At 62.6% G+C, this 14,843-nt stretch carries 14 protein-coding genes; 5 read left to right on the forward strand and 9 right to left on the reverse strand.

Going from position 1 to position 14,843, the window contains the following annotated elements; translation table 11 throughout:
- The first annotated feature begins 17 nt into the window (after positions 1 to 17).
- From P6U23_RS06690 to P6U23_RS06710, 5 genes are read left to right on the forward strand one after another with little or no spacing between them, the layout of a single operon-like run.
- Complete coding sequence (locus tag P6U23_RS06690) at positions 18 to 890, forward strand: branched-chain amino acid ABC transporter permease (protein WP_407178776.1); 873 nt, start codon at positions 18 to 20, stop codon at positions 888 to 890.
- Complete coding sequence (locus tag P6U23_RS06695; RefSeq protein WP_407178777.1) at positions 887 to 1,933, forward strand: branched-chain amino acid ABC transporter permease; 1,047 nt, start codon at positions 887 to 889, stop codon at positions 1,931 to 1,933. Before P6U23_RS06690 ends, P6U23_RS06695 begins: the two co-directional genes overlap by 4 nt.
- Complete coding sequence (locus P6U23_RS06700) at positions 1,933 to 2,715, forward strand: ABC transporter ATP-binding protein (protein WP_407178778.1); 783 nt, start codon at positions 1,933 to 1,935, stop codon at positions 2,713 to 2,715. Before P6U23_RS06695 ends, P6U23_RS06700 begins: the two co-directional genes overlap by 1 nt.
- Entirely contained in the window at positions 2,708 to 3,412 is a 705-nt protein-coding gene (locus P6U23_RS06705; RefSeq protein WP_407178779.1) for an ABC transporter ATP-binding protein, read from the forward strand. The genes P6U23_RS06700 and P6U23_RS06705 overlap by 8 nt, the downstream gene beginning before the upstream one ends.
- Positions 3,384 to 3,767: a Rieske (2Fe-2S) protein gene (locus P6U23_RS06710; RefSeq protein ID WP_407178780.1), complete on the forward strand. Its 384-nt coding sequence runs from the start codon at positions 3,384 to 3,386 to the stop codon at positions 3,765 to 3,767. Before P6U23_RS06705 ends, P6U23_RS06710 begins: the two co-directional genes overlap by 29 nt.
- Positions 3,768 to 3,772: 5 nt before the next feature.
- On the opposite strand, the gene P6U23_RS06715 is transcribed toward P6U23_RS06710, so the two are convergent.
- From P6U23_RS06715 to P6U23_RS06755, 9 genes are all read right to left on the reverse strand, one after another.
- Positions 3,773 to 4,627, reverse strand: a complete 855-nt coding sequence (locus P6U23_RS06715) for an alpha/beta hydrolase (RefSeq protein WP_407178781.1) — start codon at positions 4,625 to 4,627, stop codon at positions 3,773 to 3,775.
- A 21-nt stretch (positions 4,628 to 4,648) separates the two neighbouring features.
- Positions 4,649 to 5,626 carry an ABC transporter substrate-binding protein gene (locus P6U23_RS06720; protein WP_407178782.1) on the reverse strand — a complete coding sequence of 326 codons (978 nt, stop codon included), beginning with the start codon at positions 5,624 to 5,626 and terminating at the stop codon, positions 4,649 to 4,651.
- The gene (locus P6U23_RS06725; protein ID WP_407178783.1) at positions 5,595 to 6,665 is read right to left on the reverse strand and encodes a hypothetical protein; all 1,071 of its coding nucleotides are present in this window, start codon (positions 6,663 to 6,665) and stop codon (positions 5,595 to 5,597) included. Before P6U23_RS06725 ends, P6U23_RS06720 begins: the two co-directional genes overlap by 32 nt.
- A gap of 47 nt (positions 6,666 to 6,712) precedes the next feature.
- Positions 6,713 to 8,164 carry an FAD/NAD(P)-binding protein gene (locus P6U23_RS06730; RefSeq protein WP_407181357.1) on the reverse strand — a complete coding sequence of 484 codons (1,452 nt, stop codon included), beginning with the start codon at positions 8,162 to 8,164 and terminating at the stop codon, positions 6,713 to 6,715.
- A 5-nt stretch (positions 8,165 to 8,169) separates the two neighbouring features.
- Positions 8,170 to 9,675, reverse strand: a complete 1,506-nt coding sequence (locus P6U23_RS06735; RefSeq protein WP_407178784.1) for an amidohydrolase family protein — start codon at positions 9,673 to 9,675, stop codon at positions 8,170 to 8,172.
- On the reverse strand, positions 9,672 to 10,589 hold the full coding sequence (locus P6U23_RS06740; RefSeq protein ID WP_407178785.1) for a polysaccharide deacetylase family protein: 918 nt from the start codon (positions 10,587 to 10,589) through the stop codon (positions 9,672 to 9,674). Before P6U23_RS06740 ends, P6U23_RS06735 begins: the two co-directional genes overlap by 4 nt.
- The gene (locus P6U23_RS06745) at positions 10,586 to 11,779 is read right to left on the reverse strand and encodes an amidase (RefSeq protein WP_407178786.1); all 1,194 of its coding nucleotides are present in this window, start codon (positions 11,777 to 11,779) and stop codon (positions 10,586 to 10,588) included. Before P6U23_RS06745 ends, P6U23_RS06740 begins: the two co-directional genes overlap by 4 nt.
- A gap of 7 nt (positions 11,780 to 11,786) precedes the next feature.
- Positions 11,787 to 13,271 carry a 4-hydroxyphenylacetate 3-hydroxylase family protein gene (locus P6U23_RS06750; protein ID WP_407178787.1) on the reverse strand — a complete coding sequence of 495 codons (1,485 nt, stop codon included), beginning with the start codon at positions 13,269 to 13,271 and terminating at the stop codon, positions 11,787 to 11,789.
- A 231-nt stretch (positions 13,272 to 13,502) separates the two neighbouring features.
- Entirely contained in the window at positions 13,503 to 14,843 is a 1,341-nt protein-coding gene (locus tag P6U23_RS06755; protein WP_407178788.1) for an 8-oxoguanine deaminase, read from the reverse strand.

Below are 14,843 nucleotides of genomic sequence, written 5' to 3' on the forward strand. Positions count from 1 at the left end.
GGCATTTGGGAGCCGTCTTGAGCGAGTTTCTGCAACATCTGGTCAACACGCTGGTTCTCGGCGGCACCTACGCCCTGCTGGGTATCGGGCTCACGTTGATCTTCGGCATCATGAACGTGGTGAACTTCACGCACGGCGTGTTGTACACGTTCGGTGCCTACGTCATGTTCATCGTGGTGCATCAGCTCGGACTGAATTTCTTTGTGGCGTTGCCTGTCGCGGTCGTCGCCGGCTGGGTTTTGGGCGCGGTGATCGAGCTGACATTACTGCGGCCGCTGCGCGGCTCCGACATCGACACCACGATGCTGGTGATGATCGGAGCCTGGATAGCGATGCAATCCGGCGCTCTATGGATTTGGGGTGGGGTGGCGAAATCGGTTGCGACACCCTTCCCCGAGGCGCCGCTGGTCCTTGGTCCGGTCTCGGTGTCCTGGCTGCGGCTGTTCGTGCTCGCGGCGGCCGGGCTCCTGATCGTGGTGACGTACCTGCTGATCAATCGAACAAAACTCGGCTATGCAATGCGGGCGACGTTCCAGGACGAGGACACGGCCTCGCTGATGGGGGTGAATGTCGATCTCATCTACACCTCGACTTTCGCCATCGGCTCGAGCCTTGCGGCCGCGGCCGGCGCGCTGCTCGGTCCCGTTTACGTGATCTCCCCGCAAATGGGCGATCTCGCCGCGGTCAAGGCCTTCGCGATCGTGATCCTCGGCGGGCTGGGCAACATCACCGGCGCGGTGATCGGTGGGTTCATTCTGGCATTGGCTGAAGAGCTCGGTGCCGGCTACGTGTCCTCCGGTTACCGGGATGCGATGGGGTTTTTGATCATCATCGCCGTTCTGATCTTCAAACCGACCGGACTGTTCGCACGCTCGGAGCGCGTCGGATGAGGTCAGTTGTCACGATTCTCACCATCGCCGCGTTCGCTTCGGTGCCGCTGTGGCTGCGCGACCCGTATCTGATGAACGCGCTGATCACGACCGGTATTTTCATCGTCGCGGCGATGAGCCTGAATTTGCTGCTCGGGTTTACCGGCCAGCTCAGCCTGGGCCACGTCGCCTTCTTCGGGATCGGCGCCTATGTCAGCGCGCTCACAACGCTCGGCTTCGATGTCGGCCTGCCGGGCGGATTCCATGTCGTGCATGACCCGTGGCCGCCGATCGCGGGCTTCGTGCTGGCGATCATCATTTCCGGCTTGTGCGGATATTTCGTCGGACGGCTCTCGTTTCGTGTTCGCGGGGCCTACTTCGTGATCGTTACGATCTCCTTTGCCGAAGTCGTCCGGCTGGTCGCGCTTAACTGGGTCGAATTGACCCAGGGACCATTGGCGCTCACCAACATCCCATCCATGGCGCTTTCCTTGCCGGGATTCGGCGAATTGGCGCTGCACACCAAGCTACAGAACTACTATCTGGTGCTGGCCGTGGCGGTCGCTGCCTATGTTCTGATCATGCGCCTGGTTCGTTCCCATTTCGGCCGGGCGATGCGTGGCTTGATGGAAAATGAGACGCTTGCCGTATCGGTCGGCATCGACGTGACGAAGACGCTGACGCTGGCGGCGGTGATTTCGGCGGGCATCGCGGGCGCGGCCGGCAGCCTCTATGCGCATTACATCCGGATCATCGATCCCGAAGTGTTCGCCTTCATCAACACGGTAACCATGGTGATCATGGTCATCGCGGGCGGCAAGGGTTCGCTCGCCGGCACCATCGTCGGCGGCCTGATCTTCGGACTGATGCCCGTGGTCCTGCGTCCCATCATGGCCCCGGAGGCGCAATGGATCGCCTATGGCGGCGTGCTGATCGCGATCCTTTTTGTCTTGCCGCGCGGCATCGTGCCCTCGCTCACGCAACGGCTTTCGCGGCAGCACGGCAAGACCGCAGCCGTGGGGCGGGTTGCCTTCACCGAGCATAGCGCAAAGGAACACGCGTGATGGGCAGCCTCGCGACCGCATTGAAGGTCGAGCAAGTCGCCGTACGCTTCGGCGGGCTTGTTGCCCTTTCGGATCTGAATTTCTCGGTCGGCGAAGGAGAGATCGTCAGCCTGATCGGACCGAACGGCGCCGGCAAGACGACCGCTTTCAACATCATGACCGGCTTCCTGCAGCCAACCCATGGCACGGTGAGCTATCGCGGGACGACGTTGAACGGATTGAAGCCGCCCCAGGTCGCGAACCTCGGTTTGATCCGGACCTTCCAGCGCACCAGCGTCTTCCCAAACGACACAGTGTTCGACAATCTGCTGATCGGGTTGCATCGCCAGGGCAGGACAGGGCTTCTCGAAGCAATACTGGGGCTGCCTCGCGCGCGCCAATCCGATCGCAGGCTGCGCCAACGCGCCGGTGAGCTCATCGAGTGGGTAGGCCTGCAACGCCGCGCTTACGATCCTGCGGGCTCGCTCTCCTATGGCGAGCAGCGCCTCGTCGGCGTAGCACTGGCGCTGGCCGCGGAACCGTCGATGCTGCTGCTCGACGAGCCCGTCTCCGGCATGAATGCCTCGGAGACCCACACGTTCGTCCAGCTCATCCGCAACATTCGCGACCGCGGCGTCAGTATCCTATTGGTCGAGCACGACATGCCGATGGTGATGAGCGTATCGGACCGCATCGTTGTGCTAAACTACGGGCGGATCATTGCGGAGGGAACGCCCGATATCATCAGGAATGATCCGGCCGTGATTGAGGCCTATCTCGGGCAGGGGGCGGTGCATGCTTGAGATCAGAGACCTCGTATGCGGTTACGGCGGGGTCACCGCGCTGCGCGGCATCTCGCTCGACGTGAAGCCGGGGCAGTTGGTCGCGCTGATCGGCGCGAACGGCGCGGGTAAGAGCACGACCCTTCGCGCCATTTCCGGGCTCGTGCCGCCGCGCTCTGGATCGCTGTTCTTCGACGGCAAGGATATGACCGGCGCAAGGCCGCCGCGCGTGCTGGCTTGTGGTATCGCGCATTGCCCCGAGGGCCGACGCGTGTTTCCGCATATGACGGTCGAGGAAAATCTCGTCATGGGCGCCTATCTGCGTACCGACACCAGCGAGATCTTAGCGGATCGCGACCGCATCTACGCCGAGTTTCCGCGCCTCGCCGAACGGCGCCGGCAGGCCGCGGGGACCTTGTCGGGCGGCGAGCAGCAGATGCTTGCGATCGGCCGTGCGCTGATGTCGCGGCCGCGCTTGATCATGTTCGACGAGCCTTCCCTTGGGCTGGCGCCGAATATCGTCGAGCGAACATTCGCCATCATTCGCCGCATACGCGATGCCGGAACGACGGTTCTGCTGGTCGAGCAAAACGCGTTCGCCGCGCTCGAAATGTGTGACCACGCTTACCTGCTTGAGGGTGGCCGCATCGTGCTCTCAGGCCGAGGGCCGGAGCTGATCGAGAACGCCCATGTGCGCAAGGCCTATCTCGGTGGATAATCGGCGGAGCGGGCCTTGCCGCGCTCAGCAGTGGATAGCCGCCTGCGGGTTACGCCAACTGATCGACCAAACCATCGTCCGCGCCCGTGTCGAGGGCGTCGATGTCGTCGTGATCTGGAGCGATGGCCGCGCGGTGGCTTGCGAACGAGCCTGCCCGCACGAGCAAGCCGATCTCAGCCTCGGCGAGGTATCGATGGGGCACCTGTTCTGTCCGCGTCACGCGGCGTCATTTGATCTCAGGGATGGCCGGATTTGCGAGGGCTGGCCAAGCCGGCCGTTGCGGCTGTATCCGGTGCGTATCGCAAACGACAAGGTATGGATCGATGCGGAGGCGCTCAAGTCATTCGTCGCGTAAAACAGCTATTCCGCCAATTGCCGTGCGATCTCGACGAGATGTCCGCCGGGACGCCGCAATTCGTTGAGGATGGTGAAGTGGTCGGCGCCTGCAATGGCAAAGAGTTCGCCGGGCGCGTTGGCGCTCCTGCGCCTCTCATGGAGGTGCATCGAATCAAGAACCAGCGCGGGCAGCTCGCTGCTGCCATAGGCGATGTCGAGCCGCTTATCGACCACGGCGAGGCGCAGCGGTGATAGCGTGGCGATCTCGTCGTCGGTCAGCTTCAGTGCGTTGTTGAGCGCGGTATCGCGGATCGGTGCAAGATCGAACACGCCCGAAATCGCAAGTCCCGCAGCGACGCGCGGGTGACCGAGCGCCATGGCAGCGAGATGAGCGCCGGCCGACCATCCCGAAAGCACGACGGGGCCGGCAATTCCATATGACCCGCCATTGGCGGCCAGCCAGTCCAATGCCTGGAATATCTCGGCGACGATCCGGGTCAGGGATGCCTCCGGCGCCAGCGAATAGCCGGGAATGGCAACCGACCAGCCATGCGCCGCGACGCCTTCGACCAGCATGGCAAACAGGTCGCGCGAATTGCGCTGCCAATAGCCGCCGTGCAGGAACACCAGACAGGGCTTGCCCGCATCGGAGCCAGGATAGATATCGATCTTCGTCCGTTCACGATCGCCATAGGGTAGATCCAGATAGGATTTCAGGCTGGATCGCAGCTTCTCGGACGCCGCGTTGCGCTCGGCGATCAGCGCTGGACTGTCCTTCACCGCGGCATTGTTGTCATAGGCGGCATCGCGTTCGGCTTGCGACAGTTGAGCCCAGTTCGATCGGGGATCTACAGGCTTTGTCGCTGAGGCATCAGTCACGTGCAATACTCCGACGCGCGCTTAGGTTTTCAGGATATCCGGATCGGAAAACATCTGCTCCGGCGAGAACTCGGTCGCGATCAAGCCATCTTCCAGCATGTAGCGGGTAATCACCTTGAGCATGGCGCGATTCTTCGCAAGGCCGACCGGCCAGTAATCATAGCCAAGATGCCGCTCTGTCAACAGCAGGCTTTCGAGCTGCCAGGGCAACATGGTGGTCAGGGCAGCGGAATCGAACAGCCGGTCTCTGGCGATCTTCTGCGCCTGGGCAAAGGCATTGAAGATGGCGCGCAATAGCCCGGGATTGGCTTCCGCCAGCGTGCGCTTGACCGCGATGAGATGCATGGGCGGGAAGATGCCGGTCCTGATGAAGTAGTCGAGTTCGATCCGCATAGGCTCCTCGAACAGCCGTCCGACGTTCGCAGAAGGCCAGGTGCTGGGCGCCCGCGCCGTATAGAGGGCGTCGATCTCACCTTCCGCCAGCAGCACGGCGAGACTCTTGTCATTGCGGTGCTCGTGCTTGAATCGCTCGGGATAGAGCTGCGGGTGCTCGTCGCCGGCGCGCGCGGTCTCGAGCCCTCCCGCGACATAGATTGGCACCGTGCGTTCGAGGCCGAAATGATCCTGGAAAATGCCGCGAAGCCAAACCGCGGCGGCCATGTCGAACACGGGCACGCCGATGCGTTTGCCGGCGAGATCGGCCGGCGTCCTTATTCCTTTCGCGGTATTTACGAAGACGTTGGAGAGCCGGAAATGCCGCGACGGAAAGACCGGCACGGCGGCGTAACGTCGCTCCGCCTGCTCCAGGCTTCTCAGATAGGACGAGATCGGAAATTCGCAGCAGTCGAAGGTGTGCTCGGTGAGCTGCTGGTTGAACAGCGCCTGCACGCCCATCAGCGTCACCTCGGCCGCAACGCCGGCGATCGAGACCTCGCCGCTTGCGATCGGCCTGGTCCGGTCGGAATCGCTAACCCCGATTTTCAGCGGTAGTGCCGTCATGAGCCTTCCTTCTTTCGCTGACGTAATCGCCGACCAGACGTTTGACCAACACGTCGAGCAACTCAGGCAGCGCGAGCGGAGTGGCGTTGCTGCCGCCGCGCGCGTAGATCGCCGTCGCCTTTGGAATATCGATCCGTAACCGGCGCGACAGCCGCTTGATGGCGTGCTTGCAGTGGTCGGGTCGCGGAAGACACTCAATATGGTGCTCGGCGGGCAGGTGGTCATTGGCGCCGACCAGTTCGAGGCGCTTGGCTTCCACCATGCGAGATGTTGCGACGTTGTGAGCCGCCCGCTCGCTCCGCGCCAGGACGAAGCTCCGATGGGTGAGCCCCGGCGCGACCCAGGAAATGACATCGGTGTAGTGGCGACCGATGCGGGCGACGACATTTGCCAATATGCGCGCCATCTCGTTGTGCATGACGACGTAGTGGCGGCGTTCTTCGTCACCCCATTTCCAGCGCATGGCTGACGTTCGCGTCGCGGTCGAGTCGGCTCGCCACGGAGACACGGCGTTGCCTCGGTTTTCGAACAGGCCGGGATCATCGTAGGCGACGGCCGGCGACGGCTTGCCGGCAAACGTGACGATGTGCTCATAGGGAACGACCGCCATCGGCTCCGAAATGACCATCCGATGCACAACCGTTCCGCGACCGTCGGCCAGCGGCGAGAGGTTCAACACCTCCGGCGAAAATTGCGGATCGAGGCGTGCCTGCAGCTCCTGCGGCAGATAGGTGCGGTGGAGCGGGCGAAATCCTTCGTCCAGCAGACGCTGATTGATCGCGATGTGTTCGGAGGAGAAAGGATAGGGCTTGGTCTTGGTGCAGGGCATGAACAGCAGGATGCGATGTTCCGCCTCGGTAAGCTCGGGCTCGTAGTCGTTCTGGATGTAATCCAGCCACTCACTGATCCGCGGGTGCTTAAGTGCCTCCACATTGTCCTGCGGACTGTACAGACAGAGCGTCTCATCAAGCTCGAACGGACTCTCGATCTTGAGCCTGGATTCCAGGACACGCTTGGATCGATCCTCAACGGTCACCATGGCCGATCATTTCCTGACGCATCTTTGAGTGGACATTACGATCTCTTTCATGTGGTTCGGGATAGTGCTGCGCCCTGCTCAAGGCCGATATTGAGCTCTGGTTCGTTATAGTCGCGCAGCGATTGCAGATGAAGATCGGCATCCTCGATGAACAATGAGCGGGTAATTCCGTATGCGATCCGATCAACGCCGAACTTGAGCGCGGAAATGCCGGCCGAGCACGCAAGGCTCGGCATTGCCGCGAAGGTGTAGCTGAAGATGTGAGCGAGGAAGGGGGCTGCCCCCTCGACCTTCTCTGTGAACTGGAAGTTGGGGGACAGATAGGGGTAGGAACCCAGCAGCGGGTGTTCTTCACCCGCCGCCGGATGATAACGGTCAGACCAGCATGCGATCTGGTCGTGAAATCTCGCGAGCTCGGGTCGCGACGCGAGATCGACGACGAAGCCCGTGCCGGCGATGAGAAAATCGAAAGCCTGCGTGCCTTTAGAGTGACCCAGCAGGATCTTGTCGCTCTCGAAACGAACGTGGTCGATCGGGCAGCCGAGCCGTATCGAGAAATTCTCGTGCAGCGCGCACCTGTCGAAAGTGTCCTGCGGGGGAGGCTGGTTCATATCGAAGATGATCTTCATGAACCGCCATTTCCGCGCATCGTCGAGATCGCCGAAATGGCGCAGAAAGCCCGCGAACTCCATCCACCGGTTCGGGTTGACGCTCGGCAGGTGCCTCCTGCGGACCAACAGCTCGACCGACCTGGCGCCGGCCTCCAGTGCCGTCGCGGCATTGTCGAACGCCGAGGCGCCGGCGCCGATCACGGCGACCATCTTGCCCGCAAGCGCGCGGAAGTCGATCCGCTCGGCCGTGTGAGCGTAGCATTTTCTTGGCAATGCTGCGGCGATCACGGCGGGCACTGCCCATCGGCCGCAGCCCTCGATGCCGGTTGCCAGCACGACCTTGCGAGCGAGTAGCCGCTGCGCGGCGCCGCCGATGTTGGCATGCACGGCGAGCAGGCTATCGCTCAGCGGCTCGATGTCTGTCACTTCGGCGTCATTGCTGACCTCGATTCCGACGGTCTTGCGGACCCACAGCAGGTAGGCCTGCCACAGCTCGCGCGGAATTTTGTTCAAGCCTTGCCATGACTGCTCGCCGAAGCGCGCCTCCCACCAAGCTCGGGGAGAGAGGCTGGGAATGCCGAGGTCGGGCCCCGTCACCATCTTCGGTGTGCGGAGCGTGTGCATGCGGGCGAAGGTCACCCATGGACCTTCGCGCCCCGCGGGGTTCCTGTCGAGCACGCGGACATTGCTGACGCGCTCGCGTAAAAGCCGGAAGGCAATCGAGACGCCGCTCTGGCCGCCGCCGACGATGACCACGTCGTGCACAGGGATGCCGTTCCGGTTGCGGTCGACCGTCCATTGCCGGGCCGGATAGCCGAGGCACTCCATTTCAAAGCGGACGCGCCGCTCCAGCTCGGTCAGATCGGCTGTCGAATGATCCGCGTGCATCAGGATCAACCTTGCCTCGGCACGATACGCCGCTCGATTGAAAGCGACTCGCTCGAGATGGACTCGGCAAAGGCGACCACGTGCGGCTCCAGCCGTTCGGCAAGGACGCGCGCCGAACGCGTGCTTGCCGCGAGGGTCCTTGCGCTTTCGCGAACGCGGTCGCGCAGATCGCTGGTGTCGACCGAAACGAGCTTGCGGTCGTGTAGTCTGAACACGCCGCCGACCATGACGTCGGTAATCGAGGCCGAATCGGCGCATGTCACGAGCTGATTGACGGGATCAGTGTCGGGAATGAAATCGATGTGAGAGAGGTCGAACAGGACAAGGTCGGCGCAGGCGCCTTGCTCCAACCGGCCGCATCGCTCGAGCCCAAGAATCTTTGCACCGCCGAGCGTTGCAAGCCTGACGACTTCTCTCGAGGTCAGCCAGTCGGTGCGGGAACCGGCGAAGCTGCGTGCGCCAAAGGAAGCAAGCCGCATCGCCTGGAGCATGCTGAGCGAGTCGGAGGAATTGGCGCCATCGGTCGCGAGGCCGACGTTGATGCCACGCGCGAGCATCGGCCTGACATGCGCAATTCCCGAACCGAGCCGATAGTTGCTGGCGGGGATGTGGGCGACCGAGCAGCCGTGGGCGGCGAGCAGGTCGAGATCCTCATCGTCGAGCCACACGCCATGCGCGGCGGTGAAGCTTGGCCGCAACATGCCGAGATCGGCAAGATGCCGGACGGCCGATCGGCCGTAGAGCTTGCGGGCGACCACCGCCTGCAGCCGGGATTCTGCGATATGCATGTGGATTGGAAGCCGGTGACGATCCGCAACGTCCATGCAATCCCGCAGAAAGCGCTCGGAGCAGTGATGCGGGATGGTCGGAGCGATGGCGACGCTCACGCCGCCGGGTAGCTCCCCTTGTGCTGCCAGGATCGTTTCGACGGAGGCAACGATCTCTTCACCGCTCGCGAGATCAAATTTGCGGACGGTCTCGCGCAAATCCTGCGGCAGCGCGTCCGGCAATCCCGGAATCGACTGGAAGAGACTTTGATCGGCTATCATCGGCGCCAGCACCGCGCGCATGCCGGCATCGGCGTAAGCCGCCGCCACCGCCGCTAAGCCTTCCTTGGTCGGGCGCGGAAATTCATAGACGAGGTCAAAGCAGGCGGTGCAACCCTTCGACAACATGTCGAGGGCCCCGAGCAGCGTCGACAAGTACATCGCTTCGGGATCGCGCGCGCCGGCAAGCCAGGGTCCGTTCGTCAGCGATGCTTCGAGAGTCCATGCCTCGGCGACGCCCTTCACCAGATTGGCATGACCATGGGTGTGAGCGTTGACAAGGCCCGGCAGGACCAGGCGATCACGGCCATCGTAGCGCGCGGCGTCGGTGATATTCAGGGTCCCGGGCGCGCCGATCCGCACGACTGTGCCGCCCTCAATCAGGAGATCCTTGCGATCGGCCGTGCCCGATTGAGGATCGACCACAAGGCCGCCAGCGATGAGCAGGGATTCGCTCGTCGTCATGCGCACGGCTCCGGAGGATGAGTTTCGATCCAGTGCCGGGCGACGTCGAAGCGGCTCGCGAACCAAATCCCCTGGTGCTGCGTGGCAAAGTCGAGAAATCGTGCAACAGCCTCCGATCGCGCGGGCTGGCCGGAGATGCGGCTGTGCAGGCTGATCGTCATCATGCGCGGATGACGCGCGCCCTCCGCGTAAAGCACGCGCAGCGCCGAGGCGAGGTGATCATAGAAATCGCTGGCCGTACCGAGCTTGGCGGTGGCCAGGCGATTGTCGTTGTTGGTGAAGCTATGCGGAACGATGAGATGGGGCCGTTCGCCAACGCTGACCCAATAGGGCCAATCATCGGCATAGCTGTCTGAATCGTACAGGAAGCCGCCAAGTTCGACGAGCAGCGCACGCGTGTTTCGGCTGGGCGAGTAGCGGCTCTGCCAGCCGAGTGGGCGACGGCCGGTCGCGCGTTCGATGCTGGCCACGGCGCGTGCGATGACGTCGCGCTCCTCGCTTTCGTTCAGCAGAAAATGCCGGACGAAGCGGTCGCCGTGACAGCACAGGTCGAAATTGAACTCGCGGATCGCCTCGGCGATCTGGGGATTGCGCGCAAGTGCCTGGGCGCAGGCGTTGATGGTGACCGGTATGCCGCGTTCCCTCAGCAGGTCGATGATCCGCCAAAAGCCGACGCGTGAACCGTATTCGAACAGGGACTCCGCAACGAAGTCGCGGCTACCGGCGGGCACCTCGCCCTGGATCGCGTCGGTCAGGGCCGTTTCGGTCATGGGATCGCCATCGCCGATCGATGGCTCTGCGCCTTCCTCGACGTTGAGCACGACCATGATCGTAAGGCGCGCATCGTTCGGCCAGCGTGCAACCGGCGGGGTCCTGCCGTAGCCGATGAAATCTCGCTCATGATCGGCCTTCATGTCGCGAGCGGCACCCGTTCGAATGCATGTCCGATCTTTTCCGCGCAATCCAGCAGCCGCTGGTCGCCGCGCGGCCCGGCGACGAGAGAAAGGCCGACGGGGCAGCCCTGAACGGTAACAGCGGGGATGTTGACCTGCGGCAAGCGGCACAGGCTCGCCACGCAGGTGAGCGCAAGGGTTTTCTCGCGGAACTCGACCTGTGCCGATACCGGTGCTTCCCGAAGCGGTGGAAGATCGTGTGCCGTTGGAAGGATGAAGACACCATCGTTGCCGAGCATATCCGTCAGCCGATCGGTCAGAGCCTCCCGCCTCACGAGGGCGGCAGCGAATTTGGCGGGATCGACGCGCGACGACAGTTCGATCCGTTCCGCAACCGCCTGGCTGAGCCGCCGTCCCGGCGCTTTGCCCCAGGCTCCCAGTGTCGACCACAGATCGTAAAGCTGCAAAGGTCTGAAGGTGTCGAGCCAGACGTCCACGCCTTCCGCAAACAGCGTGACCTCGGTCACGCCTCCAAGCGCTCGCGCGGCCGGCAGCAGCGCCTTGCCGATATGCGGGGCCGGGATGTCAAAGGCATCGCGCGCAAGTAGAAGTCGCGCAGACGCAACCTCGCGGATCGGGCCAAAATAGACTTCGCCGACACGCTTCAGTGTCGTAGCGTCGCGCGCGAGCCAGCCGACCGTGTCGAAGCTCGGCGCCATCGCCATGATGCCTGCGACCGATAGCCGGCCAAAAGTGGTGCGCAAGCCATACAGTCCGCAAAAGCTGGCTGGCACTCGCACCGAACCGCCGGTGTCGGTTCCAAGGGCGAAATCGCAAAGGCCCGCCGCAACCACGGAGGCCGAGCCGCTCGAGGATCCTCCGGGCACCCGCGCCGGCGCTCTTGGATTGATGGGCGTGCCGAAATGCGGATTGATTCCGAACATCCCGCACGCGACCTCGTCGGTGTGGGTCTTGCCGATCAGACGCGCGCCGGCCATGAGCGGCGCGAGCACACTCGGCGCCGTCGCCAGGGCAGGATCGGCGTCGCGCAAACGATCCGGATTGCCCCAGCCGGATTTGAATCCGGCGACATCCATGAGGTCCTTCGCCGCAAAAGATAAATCCGAAAGTGGCCCGTCCTCCTTCAGCTTCAAAGCGGAGGGGCCATGCTCCACGAAGCCAAGTTGCCGGATGTCTTCGAGATCGGACATGGCGGCTCTACTCGGCGGCGTCGGGAAGATTCACGTGACCGTCAGGCAAACCATAGCTGCCCATGAACTGGTCGACCGGTCGCTTCACCCCATCCCAATCGAAAAACCGAAAGGAGTTTCCGCGCGTGACGAAGGGCGCGCCGGAATAGAACATTTCATATTGCAGATGACGCGAGCCGAATTCGGAGCCAACGGCATCCCACGCAAGCTTCATCAGCTTGACGCGCTGCTCCGATGTCGCAACCGGAGACCGTTGTGTCTTGTGGATCATCACATTGGTTTCCGGCGTGGCGAAATCGGCATAGGAGGAGGGGACCATGATCATGCCGCCGCCGGAAAGCGAGCGGATCGCCTCGACCACCTCGGGATAGGTCGTCTGGGCGGTGACCTGCGCGGTGCAAAGCATGCTCCGATCCGGCACGTAGAATTCGTGAAAGCTCTCGCCTTTCAGCTCCATCGCGATGACAAGCGCTTCGATGTTGCTGACCTTGGCGGCAAGCAGTCCCAGCGTCTCGCGGACCTGTGGATAGTTGATGATGTTGTTGGTCTCGGCGATCTTGCGCGCGAGCCCAAGCAAGAAGCGAAGCTTCACCATCAGGCGGACGATGCACTGATAGTTCTGAAAGACGTGAGCGCGGGTGTCATGCCATTGCGCCTGCGCCATCTTCAGGTCCTTGAAAACGAACACCCGGTCCCAGGATATCTTGACGTCGTCGAAGTAGACCACGGCATCGTTCTCGTCGAACCGTGACGACAGCGGGTAATCGAACATTGACGTCGCGCTCTGTTCATAGCTGCGGCGCGACATCAGGCTGAGGCCCTTGGTGCCAAGCGGTACCACCGCCGTGAAGGCATAGGCTTCATCGCCGGCCTGCAACGCTTGAAAGCCGGAGACCAGTAATTCGTTCGCCATGATGCCGCTGGTGGCAAGCATCTTGGCGCCGCGAATGGTGATACCCTCGCTGTCCTCATCGACAACGGATGCGACGAGGTGCGGGTCGGGCTGGCCGCCGGCGGATTTCGCCTTGTCGGATTGCGGGTTGATGATGACGTAAGAGAGAAAGAGATCGTTGTCTCTGGCGTACTGAAAATAGGATTCCAGAGCGGCCGCGCGCGCGGGATCGTAATCCTGGAACGCCGCAAGGCCCATCCGAAGGCCCGCCAGGGTCGAGGCGACGTGATCCGGCGAGCGGCCGATCATGCCGCAGGAAAGCGCCGACCATCTCTCAATCGCATGGCGTCGCCGAACCAGGTCTCCAAAGGTCTTTGGAAGCTGCCAAGCCAGGTTGACGCGCTCGCCGCTGGTCGGCGAAACGAATGTCATCTGTTCGAGATTTTCGGGCGCGGCCTGATAGTCGTAGAGGCGCGCGGCGCTGGCGATGGCGCCGCGAAAATTGCTGTCGATCGTAACGTCGGTGATTTTGCGCCCGTCGATGTAGATCGTACGGTTATCGCGCAGGCTTGAAAGATAGGCTTTTCCGTCTTTGGCCATGGAGGACTCCGCGAAGCGTGTCGGAATCCGACGCCAGGCATTTACCCATTGCAGCCGGAAGCAGGCTTGAGATTAGGATTGGAGGAGAAATTCGGTCAAGCCGATCGATTGGGCAGCAGCAATATCGATATCGTCGGGAGTTTCCGCGCATTAGAGGCCGCGTGATTACCGATTGAGCAAACGGGAGGCCAAACTTGTGCAATTTGGTGTCGTGGAGCGGTTGCCGCGGAGCTACAGATCCGCCAGAAACGCGGCGGCGGCTCGGCCGTGCTCGTAACGCAGCCGCGCCAGATCAATTCCGACGGGCACGCCGTCGGTGACGCGCCATTGGCCGGCGATCATCACCCGGTCGGCGCGGTGCGCGCCACAAAGCACGAGTGCCGCGATCGGATCACCAGCGCCGGAAAATCTCAACTCGTCCAGCGTAAAGAACGCAAGATCCGCCTGCCGGCCTGGTTCAATTCTGCCGATATCGTCGCGCCCGAGGCAGGCGGCCGAACCTTCCGTCGCCCAGCGCAAGGCATCGAGATGAGTAACGGCGGATGCATCGTAAGCGAGACGTCCCAGCAGAAAGGCGTGGCGGACCGACTCCATGAGATTGGAGCTGTCATTTGAAGCCGAGCCGTCCACGCCAAGACCGACAGTGACGCCTGCCGCTTCCAGATCTTTCGTCCTGCACAGGCCTGACGACAGCACCATGTTCGAGGTTGGACAATGGCATACCCCTACGCCGTGCTTGCCGAGGCGCGCGATCTCCGCATCGTCGAAGTGGATGCCGTGGGCGAGCCAAACGCGCTCATTCAGCCAGCCCACCTGTTCGAGATAGTCGAGCGGCCGGCAGCCGAAATGATGCAGGCAGTAGGCGTCCTCGTCATGCGTTTCGCCCAAATGCGTGTGGAGCCGGCAGTCATGTTTTTCGGCCAGGGCGGCGGTATCGCTCATCAATCGGCGGGTCACGTTGAAGGGCGCGCATGGCGCCAGAGCCACGCGGAGGAATGCTCCCTCGCGCCTGTCGTGATATTTGCCGAGAACCCGCTCGCAATCCGTGAGGATCGTGTCGTAATCCTGCATCAGCCGCTCGTCGGCGATGCCGCCATTGGCAAAGCCGAGATTGATCGCGCCGCGCGTCAGGGTCATGCGCATCCCGAGCCTTGATGCTTCCTCGGCCTCGATGTCGACGGCGTCGGCGAGATCGTCCGGAAAGACAAACAGATGATCCGCCGCGGTAGAGCAGCCGGAGATCAGAAGCTCGGTCAAGGCGACCCGGACAGCAAGGCGGAAGCACTCGCGGTCAAGATGGGCGCCCCAGATCGGGTAAAGCTGCTTCAGCCAGGGAAACAGCTCCTTGTTGATCGCCCTGGGATGTGCGCGCGTCAGCGTCTGGAAGAAGTGATGGTGCGTGTTGATCAGGCCCGGGATGATGACGTGCCGCCGGGCGTCGAAAATGTCGTCGCAAGGTACGGTGGGTCCGTTCTGTTCGACGAGCTCGGCGATTTTACCGTCCTCGACGACAAGCCCGCGCTTGCCGCCGTTTGCGAGCACGGCGATCGGATCGCGAATCCAGGTTCTCAT

The organism is Bradyrhizobium sp. STM 3562 (assembly GCF_045571435.1).
GTDB lineage: Bacteria > Pseudomonadota > Alphaproteobacteria > Rhizobiales > Xanthobacteraceae > Bradyrhizobium.

Excerpts from the sequence above, each read along its gene's own strand:
- P6U23_RS06695 (WP_407178777.1), top strand. The coding sequence starts at position 887 with ATGAGGTCAGTTGTCACGATTCTCACCATCGCCGCGTTCGCTTCGGTG.
- P6U23_RS06700 (WP_407178778.1), top strand. The coding sequence starts at position 1,933 with ATGGGCAGCCTCGCGACCGCATTGAAGGTCGAGCAAGTCGCCGTACGC.
- P6U23_RS06705 (WP_407178779.1), top strand. The coding sequence starts at position 2,708 with ATGCTTGAGATCAGAGACCTCGTATGCGGTTACGGCGGGGTCACCGCG.
- P6U23_RS06710 (WP_407178780.1), top strand. The coding sequence starts at position 3,384 with ATGTGCGCAAGGCCTATCTCGGTGGATAATCGGCGGAGCGGGCCTTGC.
- P6U23_RS06720 (WP_407178782.1), bottom strand. The coding sequence starts at position 5,626 with ATGACGGCACTACCGCTGAAAATCGGGGTTAGCGATTCCGACCGGACC.
- P6U23_RS06725 (WP_407178783.1), bottom strand. The coding sequence starts at position 6,665 with ATGGTGACCGTTGAGGATCGATCCAAGCGTGTCCTGGAATCCAGGCTC.
- P6U23_RS06730 (WP_407181357.1), bottom strand. The coding sequence starts at position 8,164 with ATGCACGCGGATCATTCGACAGCCGATCTGACCGAGCTGGAGCGGCGC.
- P6U23_RS06735 (WP_407178784.1), bottom strand. The coding sequence starts at position 9,675 with ATGACGACGAGCGAATCCCTGCTCATCGCTGGCGGCCTTGTGGTCGAT.
- P6U23_RS06740 (WP_407178785.1), bottom strand. The coding sequence starts at position 10,589 with ATGAAGGCCGATCATGAGCGAGATTTCATCGGCTACGGCAGGACCCCG.
- P6U23_RS06745 (WP_407178786.1), bottom strand. The coding sequence starts at position 11,779 with ATGTCCGATCTCGAAGACATCCGGCAACTTGGCTTCGTGGAGCATGGC.
- P6U23_RS06750 (WP_407178787.1), bottom strand. The coding sequence starts at position 13,271 with ATGGCCAAAGACGGAAAAGCCTATCTTTCAAGCCTGCGCGATAACCGT.
- P6U23_RS06755 (WP_407178788.1), bottom strand. The coding sequence starts at position 14,843 with ATGAGAACCTGGATTCGCGATCCGATCGCCGTGCTCGCAAACGGCGGC.